This window comes from Rossellomorea orangium (genome assembly GCF_019334305.1).
In the GTDB taxonomy this organism is placed as follows: domain Bacteria; phylum Bacillota; class Bacilli; order Bacillales; family Bacillaceae_B; genus Rossellomorea.
Genome location: NZ_JAHWGH010000014.1, coordinates 488,395 through 513,666, shown reverse-complemented (window position 1 = coordinate 513,666; position 25,272 = coordinate 488,395). Strand labels below are relative to the sequence as shown.

Annotated in this window: 30 protein-coding genes and 1 pseudogene; 20 read left to right on the top strand and 11 right to left on the bottom strand. The window is 46.2% G+C overall.

Annotated features, from left to right (window positions below; translation table 11 throughout):
• Positions 1-104 precede the first annotated feature (104 nt).
• Positions 105-938 (top strand): hypothetical protein, encoded by an 834-nt coding sequence (locus KYJ26_RS12275; RefSeq protein ID WP_219167551.1) that lies wholly within the window; start codon positions 105-107, stop codon positions 936-938.
• Between the two features lie 40 nt (positions 939-978).
• Positions 979-2,145 carry a hypothetical protein gene (locus KYJ26_RS12270; protein WP_219167550.1) on the top strand — a complete coding sequence of 389 codons (1,167 nt, stop codon included), beginning with the start codon at positions 979-981 and terminating at the stop codon, positions 2,143-2,145.
• A gap of 64 nt (positions 2,146-2,209) precedes the next feature.
• On the opposite strand, the gene KYJ26_RS12265 is transcribed toward KYJ26_RS12270, so the two are convergent.
• The gene (locus tag KYJ26_RS12265; protein WP_257474983.1) at positions 2,210-2,995 is read right to left on the bottom strand and encodes a class I SAM-dependent methyltransferase; all 786 of its coding nucleotides are present in this window, start codon (positions 2,993-2,995) and stop codon (positions 2,210-2,212) included.
• Positions 2,996-3,052: 57 nt separating this feature from the next.
• Between KYJ26_RS12265 and cidR the strand changes: the two genes are divergently transcribed.
• The 3 genes from cidR to KYJ26_RS12250 all read left to right on the top strand — a co-directional run bounded on the left by cidR (position 3,053) and on the right by KYJ26_RS12250 (position 5,044).
• On the top strand, positions 3,053-3,946 hold the full coding sequence (gene cidR, locus KYJ26_RS12260) for a cidABC operon transcriptional activator CidR (RefSeq protein WP_219167859.1): 894 nt from the start codon (positions 3,053-3,055) through the stop codon (positions 3,944-3,946).
• Positions 3,947-4,136: 190 nt separating this feature from the next.
• Positions 4,137-4,673, top strand: a complete 537-nt coding sequence (locus tag KYJ26_RS12255) for an acyl-CoA thioesterase (RefSeq protein WP_219167549.1) — start codon at positions 4,137-4,139, stop codon at positions 4,671-4,673.
• Positions 4,670-5,044: a hypothetical protein gene (locus tag KYJ26_RS12250; protein WP_219167548.1), complete on the top strand. Its 375-nt coding sequence runs from the start codon at positions 4,670-4,672 to the stop codon at positions 5,042-5,044. The genes KYJ26_RS12255 and KYJ26_RS12250 overlap by 4 nt, the downstream gene beginning before the upstream one ends.
• A gap of 206 nt (positions 5,045-5,250) precedes the next feature.
• On the opposite strand, the gene KYJ26_RS12245 is transcribed toward KYJ26_RS12250, so the two are convergent.
• On the bottom strand, positions 5,251-6,621 hold the full coding sequence (locus KYJ26_RS12245) for an aminotransferase-like domain-containing protein (protein ID WP_219167547.1): 1,371 nt from the start codon (positions 6,619-6,621) through the stop codon (positions 5,251-5,253).
• A gap of 143 nt (positions 6,622-6,764) precedes the next feature.
• On the opposite strand from KYJ26_RS12245, the gene blaOXA reads away from it, so the two are divergent.
• From blaOXA to KYJ26_RS12220, 5 genes are read left to right on the top strand one after another with little or no spacing between them, the layout of a single operon-like run.
• Complete coding sequence (blaOXA, locus tag KYJ26_RS12240) at positions 6,765-7,547, top strand: class D beta-lactamase (RefSeq protein WP_219167546.1); 783 nt, start codon at positions 6,765-6,767, stop codon at positions 7,545-7,547.
• Positions 7,547-7,804: a hypothetical protein gene (locus KYJ26_RS12235; RefSeq protein WP_219167545.1), complete on the top strand. Its 258-nt coding sequence runs from the start codon at positions 7,547-7,549 to the stop codon at positions 7,802-7,804. Before blaOXA ends, KYJ26_RS12235 begins: the two co-directional genes overlap by 1 nt.
• The gene (locus KYJ26_RS12230; protein ID WP_219167544.1) at positions 7,801-8,241 is read left to right on the top strand and encodes a GNAT family N-acetyltransferase; all 441 of its coding nucleotides are present in this window, start codon (positions 7,801-7,803) and stop codon (positions 8,239-8,241) included. The genes KYJ26_RS12235 and KYJ26_RS12230 overlap by 4 nt, the downstream gene beginning before the upstream one ends.
• 34 nt (positions 8,242-8,275) lie before the next feature.
• Positions 8,276-8,464, top strand: coding sequence for a hypothetical protein (locus KYJ26_RS12225; protein WP_219167543.1), 189 nt, complete (start codon positions 8,276-8,278; stop codon positions 8,462-8,464).
• Positions 8,465-8,483: 19 nt separating this feature from the next.
• Positions 8,484-8,789, top strand: a complete 306-nt coding sequence (locus KYJ26_RS12220; RefSeq protein WP_219167542.1) for a phosphatase — start codon at positions 8,484-8,486, stop codon at positions 8,787-8,789.
• A 9-nt stretch (positions 8,790-8,798) separates the two neighbouring features.
• Here the strand turns inward: KYJ26_RS12220 and KYJ26_RS12215 are convergent, their stop codons facing one another.
• Positions 8,799-9,992 carry an MFS transporter gene (locus KYJ26_RS12215; RefSeq protein WP_219167541.1) on the bottom strand — a complete coding sequence of 398 codons (1,194 nt, stop codon included), beginning with the start codon at positions 9,990-9,992 and terminating at the stop codon, positions 8,799-8,801.
• Positions 9,993-10,203: 211 nt separating this feature from the next.
• On the opposite strand from KYJ26_RS12215, the pseudogene KYJ26_RS12210 reads away from it, so the two are divergent.
• Positions 10,204-10,440: pseudogene (locus KYJ26_RS12210) on the top strand (KGG domain-containing protein); the annotation flags it as partial.
• Between the two features lie 106 nt (positions 10,441-10,546).
• Here the strand turns inward: KYJ26_RS12210 and KYJ26_RS12205 are convergent.
• The 5 genes from KYJ26_RS12205 to coxB form a co-directional block, all read right to left on the bottom strand.
• Positions 10,547-10,783, bottom strand: coding sequence for a hypothetical protein (locus KYJ26_RS12205; protein ID WP_219167539.1), 237 nt, complete (start codon positions 10,781-10,783; stop codon positions 10,547-10,549).
• 155 nt (positions 10,784-10,938) lie between these two features.
• Positions 10,939-11,205 (bottom strand): hypothetical protein, encoded by a 267-nt coding sequence (locus KYJ26_RS12200; RefSeq protein ID WP_219167538.1) that lies wholly within the window; start codon positions 11,203-11,205, stop codon positions 10,939-10,941.
• 2 nt (positions 11,206-11,207) lie between these two features.
• Positions 11,208-11,792: a cytochrome c oxidase subunit 3 gene (locus KYJ26_RS12195; RefSeq protein ID WP_219167537.1), complete on the bottom strand. Its 585-nt coding sequence runs from the start codon at positions 11,790-11,792 to the stop codon at positions 11,208-11,210.
• Positions 11,789-13,744, bottom strand: coding sequence for a cytochrome c oxidase subunit I (locus tag KYJ26_RS12190; RefSeq protein ID WP_472690718.1), 1,956 nt, complete (start codon positions 13,742-13,744; stop codon positions 11,789-11,791). The genes KYJ26_RS12195 and KYJ26_RS12190 overlap by 4 nt, the downstream gene beginning before the upstream one ends.
• A 25-nt stretch (positions 13,745-13,769) precedes the next feature.
• Positions 13,770-14,762 (bottom strand): cytochrome c oxidase subunit II, encoded by a 993-nt coding sequence (gene coxB, locus KYJ26_RS12185; RefSeq protein WP_219167536.1) that lies wholly within the window; start codon positions 14,760-14,762, stop codon positions 13,770-13,772.
• Between the two features lie 235 nt (positions 14,763-14,997).
• On the opposite strand from coxB, the gene KYJ26_RS12180 reads away from it, so the two are divergent.
• Positions 14,998-15,570: a CBO0543 family protein gene (locus KYJ26_RS12180; protein WP_219167535.1), complete on the top strand. Its 573-nt coding sequence runs from the start codon at positions 14,998-15,000 to the stop codon at positions 15,568-15,570.
• Positions 15,571-15,644: 74 nt separating this feature from the next.
• Entirely contained in the window at positions 15,645-16,406 is a 762-nt protein-coding gene (locus KYJ26_RS12175; protein WP_219167534.1) for a PAS domain S-box protein, read from the top strand.
• A 52-nt stretch (positions 16,407-16,458) separates the two neighbouring features.
• Here the strand turns inward: KYJ26_RS12175 and KYJ26_RS12170 are convergent, their stop codons facing one another.
• Positions 16,459-16,854 carry a DUF3243 domain-containing protein gene (locus KYJ26_RS12170; RefSeq protein WP_374939762.1) on the bottom strand — a complete coding sequence of 132 codons (396 nt, stop codon included), beginning with the start codon at positions 16,852-16,854 and terminating at the stop codon, positions 16,459-16,461.
• A 66-nt stretch (positions 16,855-16,920) separates the two neighbouring features.
• Between KYJ26_RS12170 and KYJ26_RS12165 the strand changes: the two genes are divergently transcribed.
• The 7 genes from KYJ26_RS12165 (at position 16,921) to KYJ26_RS12135 (ending at position 22,866) form a co-directional block, all read left to right on the top strand.
• Positions 16,921-17,298, top strand: a complete 378-nt coding sequence (locus tag KYJ26_RS12165) for a hypothetical protein (protein ID WP_219167533.1) — start codon at positions 16,921-16,923, stop codon at positions 17,296-17,298.
• Between the two features lie 69 nt (positions 17,299-17,367).
• Complete coding sequence (locus tag KYJ26_RS12160; protein ID WP_219167532.1) at positions 17,368-18,252, top strand: DUF6843 domain-containing protein; 885 nt, start codon at positions 17,368-17,370, stop codon at positions 18,250-18,252.
• An 86-nt stretch (positions 18,253-18,338) separates the two neighbouring features.
• Positions 18,339-18,791 (top strand): nuclear transport factor 2 family protein, encoded by a 453-nt coding sequence (locus KYJ26_RS12155; RefSeq protein ID WP_219167531.1) that lies wholly within the window; start codon positions 18,339-18,341, stop codon positions 18,789-18,791.
• Between the two features lie 44 nt (positions 18,792-18,835).
• Positions 18,836-19,228: a DUF5412 domain-containing protein gene (locus tag KYJ26_RS12150; protein ID WP_219167530.1), complete on the top strand. Its 393-nt coding sequence runs from the start codon at positions 18,836-18,838 to the stop codon at positions 19,226-19,228.
• Between the two features lie 182 nt (positions 19,229-19,410).
• Positions 19,411-20,091, top strand: coding sequence for a Dph6-related ATP pyrophosphatase (locus KYJ26_RS12145; RefSeq protein WP_219167529.1), 681 nt, complete (start codon positions 19,411-19,413; stop codon positions 20,089-20,091).
• A 64-nt stretch (positions 20,092-20,155) separates the two neighbouring features.
• A complete protein-coding gene (locus tag KYJ26_RS12140; protein ID WP_219167528.1) occupies positions 20,156-21,004 on the top strand; it encodes a protein phosphatase 2C domain-containing protein in 849 nt (282 codons plus the stop codon).
• A 218-nt stretch (positions 21,005-21,222) separates the two neighbouring features.
• Positions 21,223-22,866 carry a CoA-disulfide reductase gene (locus KYJ26_RS12135; RefSeq protein WP_219167527.1) on the top strand — a complete coding sequence of 548 codons (1,644 nt, stop codon included), beginning with the start codon at positions 21,223-21,225 and terminating at the stop codon, positions 22,864-22,866.
• Between the two features lie 183 nt (positions 22,867-23,049).
• Here the strand turns inward: KYJ26_RS12135 and ahpF are convergent, their stop codons facing one another.
• Positions 23,050-24,576, bottom strand: a complete 1,527-nt coding sequence (gene ahpF / locus KYJ26_RS12130; RefSeq protein ID WP_219167526.1) for an alkyl hydroperoxide reductase subunit F — start codon at positions 24,574-24,576, stop codon at positions 23,050-23,052.
• Between the two features lie 12 nt (positions 24,577-24,588).
• Positions 24,589-25,152, bottom strand: a complete 564-nt coding sequence (ahpC, locus tag KYJ26_RS12125) for an alkyl hydroperoxide reductase subunit C (RefSeq protein WP_206855898.1) — start codon at positions 25,150-25,152, stop codon at positions 24,589-24,591.
• Positions 25,153-25,272: the final 120 nt, after the last annotated feature.

Sequence of the window (25,272 nt, the reverse complement as noted above, 5' to 3'; positions counted from 1 at the left end):
ACTGAAAATCGGTTTTTTTTACATGAGAGAGGGTGGAACTACCGACAAAAATAAACAGAAAATGTCGAATAGTGTCTATGGAATAGTTGAAAGGAGGTGATATCATGAACATCAAGCCATTCCTTTTACTCAGTATTTTGATAGGGGCAGCGGCAATCCTGCCGATTCATACATATGCACAGGATCATAGAGGGAGCGACCATCGATCCGAGAGAGCAGAAGTACATACGGATGCAAAAGATAAAGAAATGAAAATGGAAAAAACGATCCCGGATCCTAAAAAGCAGAGTGACCAAGGCAACCTGGTGAAGAATCCTGGTCCACCTCAGGAGATGCCGGCGAAGGCTCACGTGCCCAAAGAGGATAAACGTCCACAGAAGGCTGTACCTCCTGGTATCAATCAAAGGGTTGAAGCTCAGCAAAATCGATTTGTGAAGGCAGTAGCAGTGGAAAAAGGGTCAGTGGAAACAAGAAATGTGAAAAAAGAGAATCCAATCAAGATCACTACTCCCAAAGCCCATTCTGAACCTCTCACTGCCGAAAGATCTAGAGTGAAAGAATCAGTTGAGAAGCTGTCATACGGCGTTTCACAGGTGGTAGAGAAAGAGATTGAATCTCTTCCCGAAAAAAAGAAGACAACGCCTCAAATCCCTGTTCAAAAACCGATGCAAAAACCGGATGATCAATCACCGTCCGGGAAACCGGTCGATATTGAGGTTATCCACACCTCATCGAATCGGAACCAGCCTTCTGGAGGGAAAACACAAGATATTCCCGGCACGGGAGCAAGTTCGAGCTTCATTGCAGGGAGCTTCCATTGGGAAACAGGATTGTACCTTGGCAACATCTATCATGACTCTGAAGTGCAGTACTGGTACCATTGGATGAATGCCCCGCCATCACCGCCACCCGAGAAATCTCCTTTTCTTACCGTTTAAATGTACATAAATAACGATAATGAAGAGGAGAAAAATGAACATGAAAAACTCAAACAAATGGATGAAATCACTGGTTGTGACAACAGCATTGTCATTTGGACTTATGTCTGGAGGCACGTTCGCTCAAGCGGCGGGAATGGATAAAGAAAAAGGGGAAGACGTAAAGCCAGAACAAGCCGTCCACTCCCAAAAGACGCATGATAAGGAAGCTCATGTGAAGCCACAGGCTCCTGAACAGTCGAAATCAGAAGATAACCAACAAAATGCAGAGAAGCAGCGGGAAGAAGCTAAAGGGCAAGCTGAAGAAAAAGCCAACGAAAAGGCCGATTCTATTAAGCCTGAAGTGAAGCCTAATGTAGAAAAAAAGGCCGACCAACCGGAAAAAGCCGAAAACAGAAGGGTGAATTCACAAGCGAGTGAGCATGCCAGTGAAACAGCTGTACAACATGCAAACACGAACTCAGCGATTTTATCCCCTGCTCCTACAGAAGGATCAGATGAACAGACAGAAGAGCCTGGTGAAGAATCTGAAGTCGTGACTGACTCCAATGAGTCTGATGAGGCAGAATACACATACGGATCTGACTCTGCTTCTACAGCAAATCCTGAAGGTCAGGATTTTTATATCGGGAAGTTAGGATATGGAAGCAAGGTACAATTCGATACGACCACTGGCGGTGGCATTTACTTCAGCAGTGACAGAGCAGAGGAAGCGACGTACCTTTACGGATACTGGTTCCTTTCCGGAATGCAAACCGCGCCGGACGGAATTTCTCCAATTGAGTGGGGAGAGAATCAGGCGGCCCTTGCTCTGGAGACGTATGAAGCGATGAAAAGTGTTTATGGGACAAAAGTAAAACCTGTCATTTTCATTGATGTCGAGCCTGCTTACACGGGCATGAATAGCTATGACTATGCGAACAATCAATTGATTTACAGTGCATTCATTGATTACCTTTTGAAGAATGGGGAAGGGATCACACCTGGTACGTATTCTTCTCCCTGGAGCTGGGAAGTGTCTATGGGGGAATACTCTCCAAGCACGCCTGGTGCCTATTGGGTTGCCTATTACCCGATGGATATGCCGACAGATCTGACAACGGATAACTCGGAATGGATCACATTCCCGGGTACGGACGAACAGGCTCAGATTTGGCAATACTACGGGGGACAAGATGACTATAATGTCTCTTGGATGCTTCCTTAATGTAGGAGTTTAGGAGAATACTAGTTTCATAAAAAATCCCGGAGCGTGTCTGCTCCGGGATTTTTTACTTCCTTCCACATATGATCATCCCATGACCGAGAACTTTTTTATTTAATAGAATCCTTGGCAATGGAATGGTGTCTGACAGTTTATCGGCTTGTATGGAGGACACGTTTTTCTTCAAGAATTTCAGAAGCCCGTTTACATCCCCGAATGTCTTCTCATCCAGAAATAAATCCATAAAGACAAATGTACCGCCGGGCTTTAAGGTTCTCAGCGCCTCCTTGGCAACTGCTGTCTTATCGATGGAATCCTTCACTTCATGAAACGTGAGGCAGCTGACCACGACATCGAATTCCCCGTCCTGGAAAGGGAGCTTCGACGCACTTGCTTTCAAAAAATGAATCCGATCTGAAACCCCTTCGATATCAGCGTTCCTTTCGCACTGATCTTTCGAATATTCCCAGTTTTCTCCCCAATAATCGATGCCGGTAAGGGAGGAATGGGGAAACTTCTTCGCGAGTTTGATGATCAGGGATCCGCTTCCTGTCCCGATATCTAGGATGTTCCCCCCGCGATTATCCACTTTCGAGACGATGACATCATGAATCTTCGATTGATAGTTTCCGCCAAATCCCGCAAATTGATAGATAGAATAGGAGAGGATAAAGACGATGTAAAGAAACGGTAACGCAAGCAATCCTGACAGGACGCGTAGGGGAGTCGGGATGGGAAAGAATGTGACCATCAGAAAAAGAAGGGAAATCCCCAGGAAAATAAGAAGTTTATTCATTCGAATCCACGTTTGATACTTCGGTTTGGTTGTCAATCGATTCGCCGTCCTTAACATTTAAAGTGAGTTTGATATGATTATAAAGGAATGACCATTGAAAGAGAAGGTGAACAAGTGGATATCAGGCACTTGAAATATTTTATAGAAGTAACGAGATTCAAGAGTTTCACCCGTGCAGCGGATCATTTGTTTGTGACCCAGCCGACAATCAGTAAGATGATCCGGAACTTGGAGGATGAGCTTGGTGTTGAGCTGTTCGACCGTTCCCGGAAGCAGCTTGTGCTGACGGATGCGGGGCGGGCGATCTTGACGCAGGCTCAGACGATCGATAAGGCGTTCGAGAACGTTCAGCATGAGCTCGATGACCTGATTGGACTGCAACGGGGACATATTCGGATCGGACTGCCGCCGATCATGGATGCGGGTCAGTTCATCAAGGTGCTTGGGGAATTCCATAAGTTGTATCCAGGCATTACATTCCAGCTCATCGAGAATGGGACGAAGCGGATTGAAGAAGATATCCTTGCCGACCAGCTGGATGTCGGTGTCGGGGTGCTTCCGGCTTCAGAGGAAGACTTTCATCATTTTTCGTTTATGAGAGAAGAACTAAGGATTGTGGTTCCTCGTGGCCACCGGTTGGCGGGGAGGAAGCAGGTGAAATTAAAGGAGCTTGAGGACGAGCAGCTCATTCTTTTCAATAAGGATTTTGCCCTGAATGACCGGATCCGTGAGGCGTGTAAGGAAGCGGGGTTTCTTCCGAAAGTGGTATCCGAAAGCTCTCAGTGGGACTTCATTGGGAAAATGATTGAAGCGGAACTTGGGATATCAATCCTGCCATTCAGTGTGTATGAGCAGTTGAAGGAGGATCTGGTCGCAATCCGCGTAGTGAAGCCTGTCATCGAATGGGACCTCGCCATCATCTGGCGAAAAAATCAATACTTGTCGTATGCCACGAAAGAATGGCTGACCTTTACCCAGGAACGATTAATGGGGAGCATTTCCGAGTGAGGAATGCTCTTTTTTTTTGCCCCGATTTAGGAAAAATGGGGATTGATACCATTCAATTGTAAGCCGTTGCATAGACAGTGTCTATGGTGATGATGAGGAACATTCATTTCACTTATTGTGATGACGGGCGTACACTTTGGGTATCAAACGTTTGAAATACCATTTACAAAACAGAAGGGACTTGTTTCTCATGCCAAACAAGAGGCATCCGAAAGAGAGTCTGGTCGTCAGTACGGACCAGGTCATGATCAATGATTTGAACAACTACAACACCCTGTTCGGCGGGGTGTTGATGAAGAAGCTCGATAATAATGCGACGTTATCGGCGAGACGTCATGCACGGGTGAAGGAATGTGTGACGGCATCGACCGATTCCATCGACTTTCTGTATCCGATCCATCAAAGTGATTCCGTATGCGTTGAATCCTTCGTTTCCTATGTTGGAAATAAATCGATGGAAATCTTCTGCAAGGTGATCGCAGAAGACATGATCACAGGGGAAAGGCGGATGGCGGCGACAGCATTCCTGACCTTCGTCGCGCTTGATGAGAATAAAAAGCCGGTCAAGGTGGCGGAAATCGTACCGGAAACAGAAGAAGAGAGATTCCTGTTCGAATCCGGGAAGGAACGAGCCGAAAGAAGACGGGTCCGCCGCAAGCAAAGCAAAATCCTGAATGACATCATCGGTCTCGAAAAACCTTGGAACATGGGAGGGGAAGCATCATGACCACAATGGTAGCAGGAATGAACGAACTCCACGAAGCCAAAAAAGACGTGGAAGCACTGAAACAGGACTACCCGGAACTGAATGAACAGCTCGTCCACGTCACGAGCCTGACGCGACAGCTGCAGCTGAAGTACGGATACATGGGGTCCCTGATACGGGATAAGGAGCTGCCGGATTACGAACCGCAGTTTGTGCGGGACTCGATCCTCTCACTCTATCAGGAAGAGGTACAGAAACTGAAAGCTCATCCGAATATCGTTCAGTTGAAAGACATTATGAAAAAGCACAGACAAATCAGTGACTCGAAGTTGTTCTTATTGATCCTTGGCGCGAAGCCGGAACTGCTGCAGGGATCGACGATTATAAAGTAATGGAGAGTGGAGCCGGAAGAGGGGAGTCTTCCGGCTTTTGATTATGGTTATTGTTAGGAAGTGGCACAAGTTTTCGTGAAAATGGCACGAGCTAGGCTGAAACTGGCACGAGTTTACCCGATAGTGGCACGAGTTCGGGGTTGACTTGGCTAAGATTCGTTATATATGACACCGTTCAAGTCCCACCACAGTCTACATATGGCCGATTACCTCCAAATTACTCCTTTTTTTCTCTCAATCATCATTTCTTGAATGGTTTCTGCCATAAGCGCAATCCCTCCTCCAATCATGTCATCCTCCACATGGGATACACTGAGCCGGAGCTCGTCATGTCTCATGAAAGCCTCTAAATACATGGATTCGGTACTCTGCATGGATACATGTTTCTCCTTTAATCGTTGAATCAGCTCTTCGGCTTTCAATGGAGATGGCAGTCTGACCGTTGAGTAGAAGCCGGATGGTGGGCACGTATAAATCGTCCCAACGGGCATGAGGGTTTGATACGCCTGGCGAAGCATTTCCCCTTTTTTCCTGTACAGCTTCCGAATCTTTTTAATATGGGCAGCAAACATCCCATTTTTCAAATAGATTTCCAGTGCCCCCTGCGTGATGACCGGCGTATGGACGTCTGCTGCAAACTTCGCCCTTGTGAAACGTTCAATCAACTCAAGGGGCAGGACAGCAAGTCCGAGACGGAGACCGGGAAGAAGTGTTTTGGAAAAGCTCTTCGTGTAAATGACCCTTCCATTCGGCTGATAGGCAAACATGGGATCCTGCTTCAAATCTGGATCCAGGTCCCCCATATAATCGTCCTCTACGATGTATACATCATACCGTTCGGCGAGCTCGACGATTTTCCTTTTTTCTTCATTGGTATAGCCGTGCCCTGTAGGATTATGAAACCGTGAGACTACGTAGAAAAATTTGATGTCCCCTTTTTGGAAAATGGTCTCAAGCTCCTGGAGGTCAGGTCCGTCCCTCCCGATGTCGATACCGTCGCTGGGCTGGTGCTTCAAGGATTCTATGAAACTTGGATGAGCAGGCTGTTCGGTCAGGATGGTTTGTTTTCCATTAGGGAATGGAAGGCGGATCAATAGATGGAGAGCCTGCTGTGATCCTGTTGTCACCGCGATTCGTTCCGGTGTCGTGAACACCTGGAGATCCCGCAGGTGCCGGGCGAGTTCTTCGCGGAGGGAGAAGAGCCCGAGAAGGTCGGAGTAGGTGAACATATCTTCTTTGTACCGGTCGATCGCTTGATTCATGCAGTGCTTGTAATCGAGGTAAGGCATGGCATGCTTATCGGGTCCGGCAGATAAGAAGTCATAGATGGTTTCTCCAGCACCGCGTTGTTTTTTATAAGGAAAATCTTCTACCAAATAATATCCGCTTTTTCTAACGGCATAGATCTTGTGGCCGAACTCCAATTCTTTATATGCTTTGATGACGGTATTCAAGCTGCAGGAGAACGTATCGGCAAGGGATCTGATCGACGGCAAGCGGCTTCCGGGCTTTAGTTCTCCAGACTCGGCAAGCTCCTCGATGTGATGGATAATTTCTTCAAATTTGGCACGTGACATCTTGGTTTCCTCCCATCTGTATGGGTACAGTCAGTGAAAAATGGCGTGTGGTCGTTCCTTTTCTGTCAGTATACTAGAAATCGAGAACGGGGGGCATGGACGATTGGCCTGTCATTCTAGTAAACAAAAAGGAGTGGAATACAATGAAGCGAATTGCTGCACTGGTCATGTGTGTCGTCCTGATCATTCTGGGTGGAACGTATGCTGATGCCAGGACCGATATCCAATCTGAGATCACTGACATGCTAAATGGAAAGGACGCAACCATCGTCATCCGAAACCTGAAAACAGACAAGGAATTTGTCTATAACAAGAAGAGAAGCGAGCGGCGGTATACTCCGGAATCAACGTACAAAGTACCACACGCCCTGATTGGATTATCGACGGGAGCCGTCAGGGATGAATATGAGGTGAAACGGTGGGACGGAACGGTGAGGGAGTTTCCGGATTGGAACCGGGACCACACCCTCGCATCCGGCATGAGATACTCCGTCATATGGTACTACAAGTCTATGGCCCGTGATATCGGGGAAGAGAGGATGCAGGAAAACATTGAAAAGATGGACTATGGGAATGAGGATATCTCTGGTGGCATCGACTCCTTCTGGCTCGACAGCAGTCTGAAAATATCGGCCCGGGAGCAGACCGACTTTTATGAAGGTTTGGTAGAAGAGAGTCTTCCTTTTGACAAACAGCAGATGAGAACGGTGAAGCGGATCATGATCAATGATGAGCAGGATGGCTATATCATCCACGGCAAAACCGGTACCCGGTTGTCGGATTTTGGACTCGGCTGGTACACGGGGTATGTGGAAACCGATAAGGGAGAATGGGTTTTCGCCGTTAACCTGGACGGAAGCGGGACAGAAGCGAAGAATCTGACGCTAGAGGTGTTGGAGAAGCTGCACATCATTCTGGAAGAATAATGGAGAGAGCTTACCTATGGCAGGTAAGCTCTTTTCCTGCTTCTAAAAAAGGATTGATAAAGATTCCATTATTTGAAATAATTAGAAAAAAGTCATCTGGAGGATTCGATATACATGATCTATCTAGTGAATGGCATCTACGACATCCTGAGTGGGGTCGGGATCGTTTTTTTGATCTTGATATCCTTTTTGATTTTTACGATTTTGAAAGAGAAAAAATAAATCTTGATGAAACTCTTAAGGGGGAGCAGAGATGAAAGCAGACATCATTCCCTTCGACCCGCAGTATGCCGAGGAAGTCGTGACCATGTGGCGGGAAAGCAAGGAGAGGGCCATTGGGCAGAAGGAAAAACATAGTGTTGAAAGCCACCTTTACTTTTTAACCGACATCCTGGCTGAAGATTTCACAATCGACCTGGCCATGGTAGAAGGAAAAGTAGCCGGAATGGCCGCATATAATGAAATAGAAATCAGCCAGCTTTACATTCATCTAGATTATCAAGGACTCGGGATTGGTCAGATGCTATTGGATAGAGCGAAGGCGAAGTCTAATGGGTGCCTGACCTTGTATACCTTTGAAGTCAATGAGAACGCCCAGAAATTTTATGAAAAGAACGGATTTGTGGTGATCGGAAGAGGTCACGAAAATGAGGAGAATCTGCCGGATATTCAGTATGAATGGAGACGGACATGAGAAAATACTTTGTGAAATCGGAGAGGTAAAGGATATGGCTGAACCCACAAATGAAAAGCAAAAGCGAGTTCAAGAAATCTACCGAAAGCGAAAGAGAGAGGAATCTTCGAATCGAACATGGACATTGATTCTGATTCTTTTCATGATTCCAGTGCTCATCCTTCTTGTCACGAGCGCTTTATTCGATCTGGGGATTGAACTGCCTGCTTTTTTTGGAAGATAGGAGAGGTAACGATGAAACCATGAAACCATTATGGATTGGATTAACATGCATATTGATCAGTTCGATTCTGTATGGCTGCACGCTGATAGCGGCAGCAATCTATTCCCAGGTGCTTGGGGGAACGGATGGACTCGGTTGGAGCAGTGAGTACGGAATATTCGGGACGGCCATGCGAGATATTGGGACCGTTCCATTGTTGTTGGCTGTTATAGTTGGGGTCACAGGAATTATGTTGATTGTGATGGATCTTAGAGGGCAGTTCCTGAAGAAAAAGGAGACAGATGCCAGGAATCCCGGAGTGAAAGGAAAAGAGGACTTCATGTGAAGTCCTCTTTTATGTGGATCGAGCAGATTCCCTTTTTCCCAATTGCATCGAAATCCCAATCGATATAACAGAAAGGCTGACGATCATCCAAACCACACCCGGCCAGTTCCACTGATGATAGAAGCTTCCACTGACGGTCCCGCCGATGCTTGAGCCGGCGTAATAGGCGGACAAGTAGAGGGCAGAGGCCTGGGCTTTGTCATGGACGGCAAGGCGTCCGACCCAGCTGCTGGCGATGGAATGGCCGGCGAAGAAACCGTATGTGAAGACGGCAATTCCAATGATTTTTACCCAAAGATTTGGGTGCAGGGTCGTCAGGACGCCTGTCAGCATGATGACGAGGGACAGTGGCAGGACCTTTCTTTTTCCATACTGATCAGCGAGCATCCCCATCCAAGTGGAACTGAACGTACCAACGATATAGACGATGAAGATGAAGCCGACGACGGTCTGGCTGAGTGAGTAGGGTGGTGCGATCAGCTCGAAACCGATGTAATTATAGAGAGAGACGAATCCGCCCATCAACAGGAATCCGATGGTGAAGAGGCTGAGTAGTCCCGGCACTTTGAATTGACTGAATAAGGAGCGGGTCAGACTAGTAAGTTTGAAGGCTTGGGGTGCAAAATGGGCTGACCGGGGGAGCAGGACCATAAAGATGATGCTTGAACATAAGCTGATGACCCCGATCCCCATCAGTGCGACGTGCCAGCTGAAATAATCAGTGAGTACGCCGCTGATGATCCGTCCCGACATTCCGCCGATGGAGTTGCCACTGATATACAGCCCCATGGCCATCCCGAGGCTCTTCCCTTCAATTTCCTCACCCAGATACGCCATGGCGACAGCGGGGAGCCCGGCAAGCGTGATTCCCTGAAGGATCCTGCCGGCGACCAGCATATGAAATCCCGTGGCAAATCCCGTACAGATGGCGAGGATGGATGAAGCCAGTAATGAAAAGGTCATCACCGATTTCCGGCCATACACGTCCGACAGTGATCCCGCGATCAACAGGCTGATGGCAAGGGCGATGGTGGTGGAGGACTGGCTGAGACTTGAAGTGGCAGGTGAAACATCGAACTCCCGGGCGATTTCCGGCAGCAGCGGCTGCGTCCCCCACAGGATGGCAAAGGTGCTGAAGCCCCCGGCAAAGAGGGCAAGGTTTGCATTCTTGAAAGCGGGAGTTCCCCGCTTGATGTAGTCCATATGGCAAGTCTCCTTCGCACGATATTCGTAACCACATCATACACCTACCGGAACATCACTTCTATTAAAAGGCATCATCCTCGCCAGAGTATAAATTAAATTACAAAAATGTTAAAAACCCCCAAATCTGTTTATCTTTCATATCTCGAGGTATATAACCAATGTACAAACGTACAACACCATTTTACTAAACTTAAGGAGGATTTTATTTATGTCAAACAGTAACAACAGCAACAATAACAACAACGGAAACAAAATGAGTTACGAGGAAGCTGGTCGTAAAGGCGGCGAACAAACAGCGAAGAACCACGACAAAGAATTCTACCAAGAGATCGGTGAAAAAGGTGGAGAAGCAACATCAGAGAATCACAATAAGAAGTTCTATCAGGAAATCGGTGCAAAAGGCGGACAATCCAGTCATTCAGGCGGCTCCAACAGCTCGAATAACTCTAACAACTAAATTCATAGCCGGATGACTTCCGGAAACGAGAAAAGACCTGTCAATGGAAGACGGGTCTTTTCTTCGTGGAATGACCAAACTCCACGGATCTCCTCTAAACGGAAGGATGTTTGAAATCGTGTAACAGAACTTCTAACCTGGCAAGAGCGGAAGGCAGACCCTGATAAGTTTCTACAGAGCCATGCTGAGTAACCACAAAGGATTTGAATTCATGGGAGTAAGAAACCTTTAAGAGGTCGGTATTATGTTCAGAAAATGAATGGGTAATGTCACATTCGGAATAGGTTTGAAGGGTCCTCAAAATGGTGTACAGCTCATTATTTTCTGACATTAGCTACAATCTCCTTTCATAAAAGGGAAGAAACTTGTCTGATTTTGGATAATTTTAGCATATTGGAAAGAATGATGTAAGGGGAGAAAGTCGCGTTTTAGGGGATTGAAATGATAGCAGAAATGAAAAAGGGAGCAAGTTCGCTCCCTGTATCTTTAGGTTAAAAGAAATAAATAGAGAAAGGTGAGTCCGCCGACCAGCAGGCCGCTTGATAAGGAGAGCCACTTCCACTTGGTAAGGGGTGCTCTCGTGTTCATTAATACCGTCAACTGAAGGCTGATAGATAAAAAGGCAAGGGATAAGAGTATGAGAAGAATCGATGAAGCCTCAAGCTGTTCCCTCGAAAATTCAACAAGAATAGATCCGGCGATGGCTGAGCCGATAACGACTACATATAGTAAGATAAATCTCGTTTTTTTCACATTTATCCCACCTTTCCATACAGATAGACGAGAGTAAAGATCAACACCCACACGAGATCGACGAAATGCCAATAAAGGGAGAATACAGAAAGTCTCGAAGTTGTTTCCCGGCAGATCCCTTTCATCCGAAAATGTATGAGTAAGATTCCCATCCAGACGACTCCTGCGAAGACGTGAAGACCATGGGTCCCGACCAATAAATAGAAGGAAGACAGAAATGGGCTGGAATCTACTTCGAATCCTTGTTCATAGTAGTGAATGAATTCCCTTGATTCCATCAGTAAAAAGGAGCCGCCAAGTAAAAAGGTCAGGAGTAAAAGGAGAAATGTCTTCCCCATTTTTCCACTATCACTCGCTTGAAGGCAGGAATAAATCGTAAAGCTGCTTGATAGGAGCAGGACCGTTGAAAGCGTGACGCTTTTTAACTCAAGCATCTGACCGCTTGAAGGTCCTTCAGAAATATGGGATTTAAGTGTCAGGTATACTCCGAATAAGGACGCAAAGATCACAACCTCCGCAGCAATAAAAAACCACATGGCCAGCTTCTTATCCTCTTCTTGTTCCATACTGAAAACGTGTGAAGTCATAGGGAACGTTTCCTCCTTTCTGCCCATAATTCTTCAGTTGTATAAACGGTCCATGTGCGCCCGGCCGTGAATGAACGAAGGATCATCAATCCTGTTACACTGACAAACCCGAACCATTGTAAGAGCTCAACATCAAAGATGAAGCCAAAGGATGAGACGAACAGCACTCCTGCCAGCATCAGGGGCTGGGACGTATGGTTCGATACGAAAATGGCGTCCTCTTCACCTGAGGTTCGGATGGTGCCATCTCCATTCCACTTTTCATGCCAAAGTTGATCGATGGTGGTGACAAGGGGCCGCTTTATGAAATTTCCGAGGGGAGGTGGTGACGGGATAGCCCATTCCAAGGTCCGTCCCTCCCAAGGATCCCCTGTGAGATCACGCTTTCCGTGCCGGTAACTCCAAAAGATATTCCATAGAAAGACGAGTACGGCAAGAGCCATGAGGAAGGCTCCGATTGTACTGATGAGATTCAATGTTCCTAATCCATCGCTTTTTAAATACGTAAATACTCGGCGCGGCATCCCATTCAATCCCATGAGATGCATGGGGAAAAAGGTGATGTGGAACCCGATGGTAAATAACCAGAAATGCCATTTTCCCCAGGTTTCGTTGAGTAAGAAACCGAACATCTTTGGCCACCAATAATACACTCCGGCAAAGATGCCGAGAATTGTGCCGCCGACGATCACATAATGAAAGTGCCCGACGACAAAGTAACTGTCATGGTACTGATAATCGGCAGGAGCGGAAGACAGCATCACTCCTGTGGCACCTCCGATCAGGAACGTGGGAATGAACGCCAGGGAAAATAACATAGCGGTCTTAAAGCGGATGACTCCTCCCTGAAGCGTAAAGAGCCAGTTGAACACCTTGATGCCTGTCGGAACCGCGATAGACATGGTGGAAAGGGCAAATATAGCATTGGAAATAGGTCCAAGCCCAACGGTGAACATGTGATGGATCCACACCATGAACCCTAGAAAGCCAATTAATACAAGTGCAAACACCATGGCAGGATAGGCAAACAGGTTCCTCCTTGAAAAGGTGGTGATCACATCGGAGAAGATGCCAAACGCAGGCAGGATCAATATGTATACTTCCGGATGACCGAAGATCCAGAATAAATGCTGCCAAATGATGGGGTTACCTTCCGCTCCGGTAAGAAAAGCCGTTCCGTACACCCGGTCCAGCGTCAAGAGCAGAAGGGCAATAGTCAGGGCGGGAAAGGCAAAGAGTATCAAGATCGATGTGACAAAGGAAGACCAGGTGAATAAGGGCATTCTCATAAAGGTCATACCCGGAGCCCGCTTTCGTATAATCGTCACCAGGAAGTTAATTGCGGACAGGATCGTACCGGCACCGGCGATTTGGAGCCCGATGGCATAATAATCCATACCGGGGCCCGGGGTATACACATCGAGGTTTAAGGGGGCATAGCCCGTCCACCCTGCTGAAGGAGATCCCCCAAGCACGAAGCTGATATTGACCAATGCACCACCGGTGAAAAAGAGCCAGAAGCTTAGCAAATTAAGATGTGGAAACGCCAGGTCCCTTGCCCCAATTTGAAGAGGGACAGCGACATTCATGAGCCCGATCAAAAAAGGCATGGCAACAAAGAAAATCATCGTCGTACCGTGTGTGGTCATCATCTGGTTATACTTTTCCCCCTGAAAGACCCAGAATTGATTCTCAGGAAGTGCAAGCTGCAGCCGGATAATGAGAGCATCAAGACCACCACGAAGGAAGAAGGCTCCTCCTGCAGCCAGGTATAGAATGCCGACTTTATGATGATGAGTGGAGGTTACCCAATCCCACGCCCACTTCCACTTTTTATAACGTGTCAACAAGAACAAGGCAGTCACTGCCATGAGAAAGAGTGAGATGTCTGCTGCAACGATATCGGAGGGGAATACGAATTCCCGTCCGAAAAGGGTATATTTGATATCCATATTCTCCACCTCCATGAGGGATGATTTATTCTTCTAATTGTGAAAGATACGTGCTTAATGCGTTGAGATCCTCTTCTGTCAAATCAGGGAAGGGTGGCATGTTGACATCCGGTTTAATGGAAGAAGGGTCCCTGATCCACCTCTCCATATTTTCATCGCTGTTCAGAAGGACATTCCCAATTCGCTCTTTATCAGAAATACCGGAAAGATTCGGTCCCTTGCTCCTTTCTGCAGGAGAAACAGCATGACAGGTTAAGCAGTTGGATATGAATACTTTCTTTCCTTCTTCAGCAGTTGGAGTCAGTTGATCGGCTGCCTCTCCATTTGTTTCTTTCTCAATCCACTTAGTGAACTCCCGATCTCCGACTGCGTGGACCTGAAATCTCATATAGGAATGGGAAGCTCCGCATAGCTCGGCACATTGTCCTTTATATTCCCCTTGTTTGGAGGCATTCAGGGTCAAGGTGTTCGTTTTGCCTGGTATGAGATCTTTTTTTCCTCCCAGTCGCGGCATCCAAAAGGAATGGATGACATCAGCCGAGGTTAATTGGAATGTGACAGGCCGATTTACTGGTATGTAGGCTTCGTTGGTCAGGGTAATGCCTTGCTCGGGATAGTGGACTTCCCACCAGTATTGATGTCCCGTCACCTGGATCACGAGCGGATCTTCACCATTTGCCTTTAATTCTGCAAGGGAAAAGGTTCCCTTGAGGGTAGGAATGGCGAGGATCACTAATAAAAGAATCGGTATGACGGTCCACGTCACTTCCAGCTTTTTATTCCCTTTCACATACGGGGGGATAATTTGTCGGCGCTCAGGTGTCTCTCTGTATTTCCAAGTGAAGTACACAAATATAGAACATACGATAAAAAAGACCAACAGCATGATCACTGTGGATAGCTGAAATAAGTTTAGTTGAAGGTCGGCAACGGTCCCTTTAGGGTCGAGGACCTTGAAAGAACTGCAGCCGGTGAGGAAAAGAATGGTCAGTAAGACGCTTAAAGATAGTAATTTCATAAAACCCCCCACACTTTTAGGATATTTCGAATATATGTAGACAATCATCCATCATAGTAAGCCTTTTCATAAATACACTACCTCTCATACAGGTTCATTAAACGAAATATTTCGATTATATGAAAGGAGGGGACCTTTGAACCAGATGGAAGAATACATATTCATGATTGGCAAACACTATCATTCAAGATAACATGCTGAAAATTGAAGGGTATTTTTCAAAAGGGGATAACATATGAAGGAACAATACGATCAAATACAAGAAAAGGTAAAGGAAATCAAACTTCAAAATATCAACTATTGGTTGGATGATTGTTTTCTGTCTCTTCAATGGTGGTTTATCCTCACACTCTTCATCTTGACTTGGGTGGCGTTTATCCGCCTAACAAAAAATGCAGGAAATAAACCTAAACTATTCTTCCTGGGTTTGGTATGGATCATTGTCGCGGCGAATTTGGACGGAATGGGGTATGAGCTTGGGTTATGGGGGTACCCCTGCCAATTGATTCCCCTTCTACCGAAAGCATACGTATTTGATTATGCCTTGATACCAGTCACCTATATGCTGCAATATCAATACTTTCCTAAGGGGAAGGCGTTTTTCTATAGCACTCTCATGATCTCGGGAGGGGCATCCTTTATAGCGGAACCATTCTTTCGCTGGCTCCACATTTACACCATTTATAAATGGGAAGTGTGGTGGTCTTTTATCATCTATTTCATTTTGGCTTATCTGATTAGATGGGTGGTAGAGTATGTGTTCAGAAGCAGAAAAATAGGAGAAGTTTGGGAGAATCAGGGTCAATAAGGAGTTCCTTTTGGATACAACATTCTTGATATCTTATCACTCAACCTGTAACTTAGGTGAAAAGGAGTGATAATGTGAATGTTTTGGTTGCAGAGATAGATTATTTGGAAGTTATGGAATATTCACGGGATCCACTCATTCTCCACACGGACTATAAGGTCCTGTACGTTAATCATGCAGCGGAAGCATTCTTCCGGAGCAACAAAGAAAGTATGATCGGTGGGAGTCCCCTTGATTTATTCCAGGAAACCTCAAAGGCAGCCATCCGTCAGAGAATACAATCAGCTTATGAAGCACCAGCGGATGTCATTGAAGAAAAGGTCTACCGAATGGATGGGACACCTGTAGAGGTCGAATTGTATTGTCATCCAGTGAAAGTGGGGGACAGAAGGGCCATTCAGACCTATATCTGGGATATTACAAAGCGGAAAGAAACGGAGAAGAATCAATTTAAGATGAATGATGAAATCAATGAATTATCCGCGAACCTTGTACCGTTACTTAATGATGTGGCAATTCTTCCATTGAGGGGGAAGATAAGCCAGGAGAAAGCCATGACCTTGCTAGAATTAATCCCCTCTAAAGTAAGGGAACAAGACGTCAATCGCCTGATCATTGATTTCTCCGGTGCTTATGCACTGGATCGCATGGTTATCGATTATCTCTTTAGAATTACCAATGTGTTAACCCTTCTCGGTGTTCGATCAATCATAACCGGTATCAGGCCGGATTTGGCAACGGAAGCAATCGAGGTGGGGATTGATTTATCTGCTATTCCAACGGTGGCTACCGTGAAGGAAGCCTTGACTCAAATCGGTATGACATTACAAGAATAACGTTCTACCATAAAGAAAGCCCCCATAGATGGCTGGGGGCTCGGAACCGTGGTCAGTCGTTTGTTTGATCAGCAAGTTTTACTAACACATGCGCCATATGCTCGCGCTCTTCCTTATTCGCTACATGCCACATCTCATTCAGTATTTTCTGCTCCCGGTTTCGCGGTTCCTCATGCTCCGCTAAATAATCGGCTACGCGCTTAGCACCTTTTGCTAGTGCTTCCTCACTAAGACCCAGCTTCTCTCCCTTATGAACCTGATTCCCTAAATAATTTTTGAAAGAATCAAAATGTTGCATAATCTCTTCCTTTTTGTCTTCATTCATTTGAGCGACGGCCTGTTTTGGATCGTGTGCGATAATGAATTCCTCCTTTAAGTGATTGTAGTAGTGTGTTTCCCTTGTGAGAGGATAGTAAACAATGGATGGCACATTGAAGACAATTTTCAAGAAAACCTTGGAAAATAATTCTTTTTCGGTGTAAAATTACACTATGTTGAAACGAGGAGGAGTCGAATGAAGAAGATATTGTTTTCCATTGTCGGGGTACTTCTTATGTGCGTTTGTCTGTTCTGGTTCACTGATATCCTCAGCTCTACGCTTTCCTTTGGCCCCATCCTAATGGGGGTATTGGTGTCAGTGGTGTGGAATGGATTCTTTGTCAGAGTGTTGATCCGTGAGGGAACCTTATATAAGAGCAGATTATATCCTGTGGCTGTTTATCAGATCTTCTTTTTGCTCCTTGCTGGAATCATGTTCATCGTTTCCTCTGATAAAACGTATAGAGTGGATGCGTGGGATGGGGTGATCCCATATGTAATGCTTGCGTTGGTGGCGTTGATTCATGGGTTTGTGCTGTTGGTAGTAGTGAAGTGGAGCAAGGAGCTTGTTTGATGAAAATCACAAAATATGGTAAGGTTAAAATGTGAATTTATTCACAATCTCTATTTTTTGGAGGTTGGCATGATGAAAAAAGTGAAAGCAGCATGTTATACGAGTCTTACACTTTCTGTGATCATCCTCATCTTTAGTATAGCAGACGGGGGACTCTGGATCTTTCCTATTGTCCTGATGTACGCCCTGGCTGGGAATCTTGCGTATGGAATTCCGGTATCCATCCTTTCTGACTGGCTGACGAAAAGGATGGGAAGGGGACGGATGTTGGCTGCAGGAATCATCCACGCTTCATTCGGGGGACTCACTTATTTGGTCATCGACGGGTTTGCCTGGTTCGCAGTGATCTGTGCTGTGATCTTTTTCTTCGTGGATGAGTGGTTGAAAAGGAAGGATTCATCTGAGGTAGATGGAGACAATAAGCGGTTTTATTTAAAAGCAGGAAGTGTCGTTGTCGTTTTGGCCATTGTCATTGTGGCAGTCAATTGGATACCGGGAAGGAATGAACAACCGGCAGGTAAATACCTCTATCTGATTCCTGAGGGATATGAAGGGACGATTGTTGTGTTCCACGGCGCAGAGGATCGGCCGCCTTTGAAAAATGATGAAGGCTATTCATTGATCCCTGTTGAAGTGGAGAGTCTGCCTACGCTTATGAGAACGGATATTGAGCGATATGGCATATATCGGACGTCTACTCGCGATCGGAGTTATAATCTTAGTCAGAATCGGTATGTGTATGTTGATAATGTGGGAAATCGAACCCCTATGGCAGATGAGTGTATTCATCACAGCGGCGGTGGAAGTATAAGCGGCACTGAGATCTTCTATGATGAAATACAGGTAACGGAAACCTCTTGCGGAGAGCACTTCTCTACATATGGAAACGAACGATTCTCTGCACAGGGCAGGGAAATCGGCAAATATTATGAAGATCAAAGGAAGCTTGACTGAAAAAGTCAGGCTTCTATTTTTGTAGGCATTGAGTTTAGGAGTGGTATTTGAAATAATTGGTAGTATCGAAGTTTAGGAGGTTTATCATGAATGACCAAACAGTGAGAGAGACCCTGGATGCATTTTTACAAGCTTGGGAGAATTCATCCCTAATTGAGTTGGAAAGCTTCATCTCTACGAATTATCAAGCCAGGGAAGTCAGGGATGGAGACATCGCAGAGTTCGGATATGAGGGATCGATAGAGGGCTGGAAACAGGGATTCGAATACGTGAAAGGCAGTCAGGGAGAATGGGAAATCCATGAAGTGGGGGTCATTCCAATGAAAGACCATGAATTCATGGCTGTTCTCTATGCCACCATCAAAATAAACGGCAAACCAATGGAAACCGGCAACCTGTTCTTCGACACCTTCAAAAAAGTAGAAGATGGGTGGAAGTTGGTAAGAAGCTACATCGAGACAGGAGTTAAAGGAGACCTTGTGGGTGGAGCTTTGAGAGGGACGGACCTCAAAATTGGCTTGGGTGAAATGAATCGTTAGGAGATTTGAGGTCCGTCCCTCCAAAGGTGAAAGGAGTACATCTTATGGGAAGCTATACAGGTGTAGAAACGGAAAAGAAGGTTGTTTTTACTGTGTTAGGTATCTTTTTGTTATGTGTATTGGCATTCGGGATCTATGTGGTCTATTGGGCATTTTATGATATGAACAGGCTGCCGGAAGGGGAGTTTCTGACAGAGGAGTCGTCACCGGATGGGAAGTATACGCTGCGGGCGTACGTAACGAATGGGGGAGCGACGACTTCTTATGCTGTGAGAGGCGAGTTGGTTTATAACGAGAAAGAGTACGAGACGAAAAATATTTACTGGAACTACCGGGAAGAGACGGCCGAGATTTCGTGGACGGATAAGGATACTGTGGTGATTAATGGGGTGTCGTTGGAAGTACCGGGTGAGTCGTTTGATTTCAGACATCAATAGAAGGGTAGGGACAGCAGGCAGTCTGAAACTGAGATGAAATGAAAGAAAACCTTAGCCATAATACAGTCTTAAGGAATCATGGCAAGCCTGGTGCCCTTACAGGCCACTTTTAATGTTTGAGTTATAGGTGTGGGTTTGGAATAATGAAGAGTGAGAATACTCATGAAAAACGGAGGTATCAAATGAAAACAGTCATCGCATACAGTGGTGGTAAAGATTCCACCCTGGCATTATATGAAATTCAAAAAAATCCTGATTACGAGGTGGATTCACTTCTTGTGACCTTAACTGAAGGGTTCGACCGGGTTTCAATCCATGGGGTCCGGTATGAAATGTTGAAGAGGCAGTCGGAATCACTCGGTATTCCACTGCGTGAGGTTTGGATTCCCCAGGATTGCCCGAATGAAGTATATCAGGAACGGATGGAGAAGGCAGTCTCCGGTATGCTGGATGACGGGGTCACGCATATGGTCTTCGGGGATATCCATCTTGCGGATGTACGGGCGTATCGGGAAGAGATGCTTGAAGGGACGGGTATCACACCGATTTTCCCGTTGTGGGGTCGCCCTGTCGCAGAACTGGGACGAGAGTTCATCGAGCTCGGTTTCAAAACCGTCCTCACTTGCATTGATCTGGAGAAGTTGGAACAATCCTTCGCAGGCAGAGTGTATGATGAAGAATTTCTAGCAGACTATCCTGAAAGTTGCGATGTGTGCGGGGAAAATGGGGAGTTTCATACGTTTGTGTTTGACGGACCGAACTTTGAATTTCCGTTAAGATATGAGCTAGGAGAGGAGAGAGTGACGCCGGACATGATGACTGGGCGTGACCGGTTCTTATATCGGGATGTGGTGCCGAAGTGAGTGGCATGGCGACATCCCAATATATTCGTAGATTCGATGATTTAGAAAATAAGGAAGTGTTCATATGAAACTTCATCATGTCACCATCAAGGGGGACGGAACTCTAAATGAGGATGCACTGATAATCAATGAACAGGGCTCCCTGTTCGGGGTCGCAGACGGGGTATCGTCCTTTGTTCCGTTTACCTCAAGCGAAAACCTGACAGGTGGATACATCGCTTCCCACATGGTAAAGGAAGCATTTGAATCCCTTGAAGAAGAAGGGAAAACACTATTTCACACCTTAGTAAAGGTTAATGAAAGTTTACATGAGAAAATGTATACATACGGCATCGACATCAATCGGAAAGAGAAACTTTGGGGTACGGCCGTTGCCGTGATACGGTTGATGGAGAATGGGGTTGAATTCATTCAAACGGGGGACTGTATGATCCTCGCTGTGTATAAGAGCGGTGAAGTCCGTTCCTTGACGAGGCTGCAGGTGGAGCATTTGGAAGAGTACGCCATTGAAATATGGAGGAAGTGCATCCGAAGGGGAGTACGGACTAGGGATGACATCATGCCTCATGTGAAAGAACAGTTAATTGCCAACCGTAAGATGAGTAATACGGTAGAAGGGTACGGTGTCCTGAACGGTGAAGAGGAGGCGGCCGATTATTTCGAATACGGGAAGATCAATAAGGTGGGTTTGACCCATCTGATCCTGATGACGGACGGATTGTTCCTGCCGACGGAATCGATACCCGAAGGAGAATCTTATTGGGAATATACCGCTAACAACATCCTCCGAAAAGGAATCGAGCAATATGCCCAAGACCTTATCACCCTGGAAGAATCAGATCCGGAATGCATCACTTACCCCAGATTCAAAAAAAGCGACGATAAAGCCGGCATCGTGCTGGAATTTTGTTGAGTGACTTTTTAGAGGGACGGACCTCCAAACTAGCCTGAGCTAATCTGTATTCGAGGCGTATGGAGGTCCGTCCCTCAATGTGTCACAGAATATACACATGGGGGTATATTGATTTCCGGAAAAAGAGTCATATAATAAAAGTATAGGAAGTACTTCTACTTAAAACTTAACTTGTGAAATTTTTAACAAACTTTGTTCGGAGAGAGAGGGAAAGGGCCATGAAGAAGAAAATCGTGATTGTAGGTGGGGTTGCCGGAGGAGCCACTGCAGCAGCTAGGCTTCGCCGTATAAGTGAGGAAGATGAGATCATCATGGTGGAAAAGGGAGAATACATTTCTTTTGCTAATTGCGGGCTCCCGTATTATATCGGGGAAGTCATTACGAATCGGGACGCTTTACTGGTTCAAACGGTAGAGGGGATGTCTAAGAAATTCAATCTTGATATTCGGAACCTGAGTGAGGTGGTGGAAATTCACCGTGACCGTAAGACCGTTTCAATTAAGAAAGTGGACACCGGAAAGGTGTATGAAGAAAGCTATGATAAGCTGATTCTTTCTCCAGGTGCTCGTCCGATTGTTCCTCCGTTAGAAGGGTTGACGGAAGCAAAGAAAGTCTTCACTCTGAGAAATATCCCTGATACAGATCGAATCAAAGCATGGGTCGATGAAACGAAACCAGAAGAAGCGGTGATCATCGGCGGAGGATTCATCGGCCTCGAAATGGCAGAGAACCTCCATCATCGTGGAGTTAAAGTGACAGTGGTGGAACTCGGTAATCAGGTAATGGCGCCAATCGATTATGAAATGGCAGCGATCGTCCACCGTGAACTGAAGAATGCAGATGTCGATTTGTACTTAAATGATGGAGTAAAGGCATTTAAGGATAACGGACGTACCATCGTCCTTCAAAGCGGAAAAGAACTGCGGAGTGATCTGACCATTCTGTCTATCGGGGTCAGACCTGAAAACGAACTGGCCGGTAGAGCTGGGTTCACGCTTGGCGAACGCGGAGGCATTGTCGTCAATTCCCATCTTCAAACCGATGACCCTGACATTTATGCCATCGGGGATGCAATCGAAGTGAAGGATTATGTCCAGGGTGTTCCTGCGATGATCCCACTTGCCTGGCCGGCGAATCGCCAGGGACGTCTGGCAGCGGATCATATCAATGGAAAAGCTACGGAGTATAAAGGCAGTCTCGGAACTTCTGTCGCCAAAGTATTCGATTTGACCGTGGCGGCAACTGGGAATAACGAGAAAGTGTTGAAGCGACTCGGAGTAGCGTATGAAGCCGTGCATATTCATCCAAGTTCCAATGCAACATACTATCCAGGAGGAAGCCAACTTTCACTGAAGCTACTATTCCATCCTGAATCTGGTGAGATATTCGGTGCCCAGGCAGTCGGATTCAAGGGAGTAGAGAAACGGATCGACGTTATCGCAACCGCCATTAAAGGAAAGTTGAACGTATGGGATTTGGCCGATCTTGAGCTTGCCTATGCACCTCCTTATTCCTCTGCGAAGGATCCAGTCAATATGGCAGGGTATGTAGCAGGGAATGTTGTTGATCGGGAACTGAGCATCGTCCATCATCATGAGATTGATGACATCCTCAAAAAAGGCGGATATCTCCTGGACGTAAGGGAGCCGGAAGAAATAGAGTGTGGCTTTATCATGGGATCAGTAAATATCCCACTGGGAGAGCTGCGAGATCGGTTGGGCGAACTCCCTGAACAGCAACATATCTACATCAACTGCCAGGTAGGATTAAGAGGTTACCTCGCAACCAAAATCCTGACCAACCACGGGTTCCAAGCCAGCAACCTGAGCGGCGGATACAAAACCTATGTATTAGGGAAATAATATAGGAGGGACGGACCTTCTGTTTCGGTGAAACAGAGGTCCGTCCCTCTCTTTATAATAGTAAATAACAATATAGATATGTTAAAATTTAGTAGATTAATAACGTATTTCAAGAAAAAGGATCGCGAAAACAGAAAGAGGTCTGTCCCTCAAAACGAGGGACGGACCTCCAGTAAAGTCATCTTAGTTCCGAATCAGGTAATCAAACGCGCCAAGTGCGGCGGTTGCTCCTGATCCCATGGAGATGATGATTTGGTTGTAGGCACTGTCTGTACAGTCTCCTGCGGCGAATACGCCAGGGACGTTGGTGGCACCGTGTTTGTCGACGATGATTTCACCGAATTTCGTACGTTCCACAAGGTCGCCGAGCCAGTCTGTGTTTGGCACAAGACCGATTTGGACGAATACACCTTGTAGTTCGACGTGCTTCTCTTCAAGAGTTTCACGGTCTTTGTAAGTGATACCATTCACTTTATCTGTACCCGTGATCTCCTGTGTTTGAGCGTTCGTGATCACCGTTACGTTCGGCAGGCTATATAGACGTTTTTGCAGCACGTCGTCGGCTTTTAGCTCAGAGTTGAACTCAAGGACTGTAACGTGCTTGACGATTCCTGCAAGGTCGATGGCTGCTTCGATACCGGAGTTTCCTCCGCCGATTACAGCGACATCTTTCCCTTCGAATAGAGGTCCGTCACAGTGAGGGCAGTAAGCCACTCCTTTGTTCTTGAACTTCTCTTCACCAGGAACGCCGATGTTGCGCCAGCGAGCACCTGTCGAGATGATCAAACTCTTACTCTTCAGGACCGCACCGCTTTCAAGCTCAAGCTCCACAAGGTCTTTCTTCTCGAGGCGCTTGGCACGCTGAAGGTTCATGACATCGATGCCATAGTCCTTCACGTGTTCTTCAAGGCTCGCCACAAGTTTCGGACCTTCCGTCTGCTTCACGCTGATGAAGTTCTCGATGCTCATCGTATCTAGGACCTGACCGCCGAAGCGTTCAGCGACAATTCCTGTACGAATTCCTTTACGTGCCGCATAAATGGCCGCACTGGATCCTGCAGGTCCGCCACCTACGACAAGGACGTCATAAGGTTCTTTACCCGATAACTCATCGGCACTTGGGCCTTCTACGATCTTAGATAGAATTTCTTCTAACGTCGTACGACCGCCGTTGAAGAATTCCGCATTCAGGTAGACTGCAGGAACAGCCATGACGTTCTTCTGTTCCACTTCTTCCTTGAAGGCAGCTCCGTCGATCATCGTGTGCGTGATGTTCGGGTTCAGGACACTCATGATATTCAGTGCCTGTACGACATCAGGACAGTTGTGACAGCTTAGGCTGACATACGTCTCAAAGTGGTGTTCGCCTTTGACGCTCTTGATCTGGTCGATTACGCTTTGATCCACTTTCGGTGCTCTGCCGCTCACTTGAAGAAGGGCAAGGACCAAGGATGTGAATTCATGCCCAAGAGGGATCCCGGCAAAAGTGATGCCGGTTTCCTCACCAGGACGATTCACGCTGAAGCTTGGTGTTCTTGTCAGTTCTGCTTTTTCCACTGAGATGCGGGATGACATGGATGAAAGCTCTTCAACAAGAGCCAGCATATCCTTTGAGATGTCATCTTCCCCTGCGCTGACTTTCAGGACGATGTCGCCTTCCATCATCTGCAGGTATTGTTCTAATTGTGCTTTAATATCTGCTTCGAGCATGCCTAGCACTCCTTATAATTTACCAACTAAGTCAAGGCTTGGCTTAAGTGTTTCAGAACCTTCCTGCCATTTAGCCGGGCAAACTTCGCCTGGGTTGTTGCGCACATATTGTGCAGCCTTGATTTTGCTAACTAAGATGTCTGCGTCACGGCCGATTCCGCCAGCGTTGATTTCAACTGCTTGGATCACGCCATCTGGATCGATGATGAATGTTCCGCGGTCAGCAAGACCATCTTCTTCATTTAATACGTCGAATCCGCGAGTGATGCGTTGTGACGGGTCACCGATCATTGCGTATTTGATTTTACCGATTTTTTCAGAGCTGTCGTGCCAGCCTTTATGTGTAAAGTGCGTGTCCGTAGAAACAGAATATACCTCTACGCCAAGCTCTTTAAGTGTATCGTAGTTATTTTGAAGGTCTTCAAGTTCTGTCGGGCAAACAAATGTGAAGTCTGCAGGGTAGAAGCAGAAGATGCTCCATTGACCTTTTAGGCTTTCGTCTGTAACAGTGATGAACTCACCGTCTTTGAATGCTTCTGCTTTAAATGGTACGACTTGTGAACCGATTAATGACATAGTGTAAATTCCTCCTAAGTATGTGTTTGATTGAGAATCATTAACAGATTGTAATAATTCTAATTCGATATTCATTATTATATATTTACGGTTTTTTGTCAAGGGATAAGCTTCTGTTTT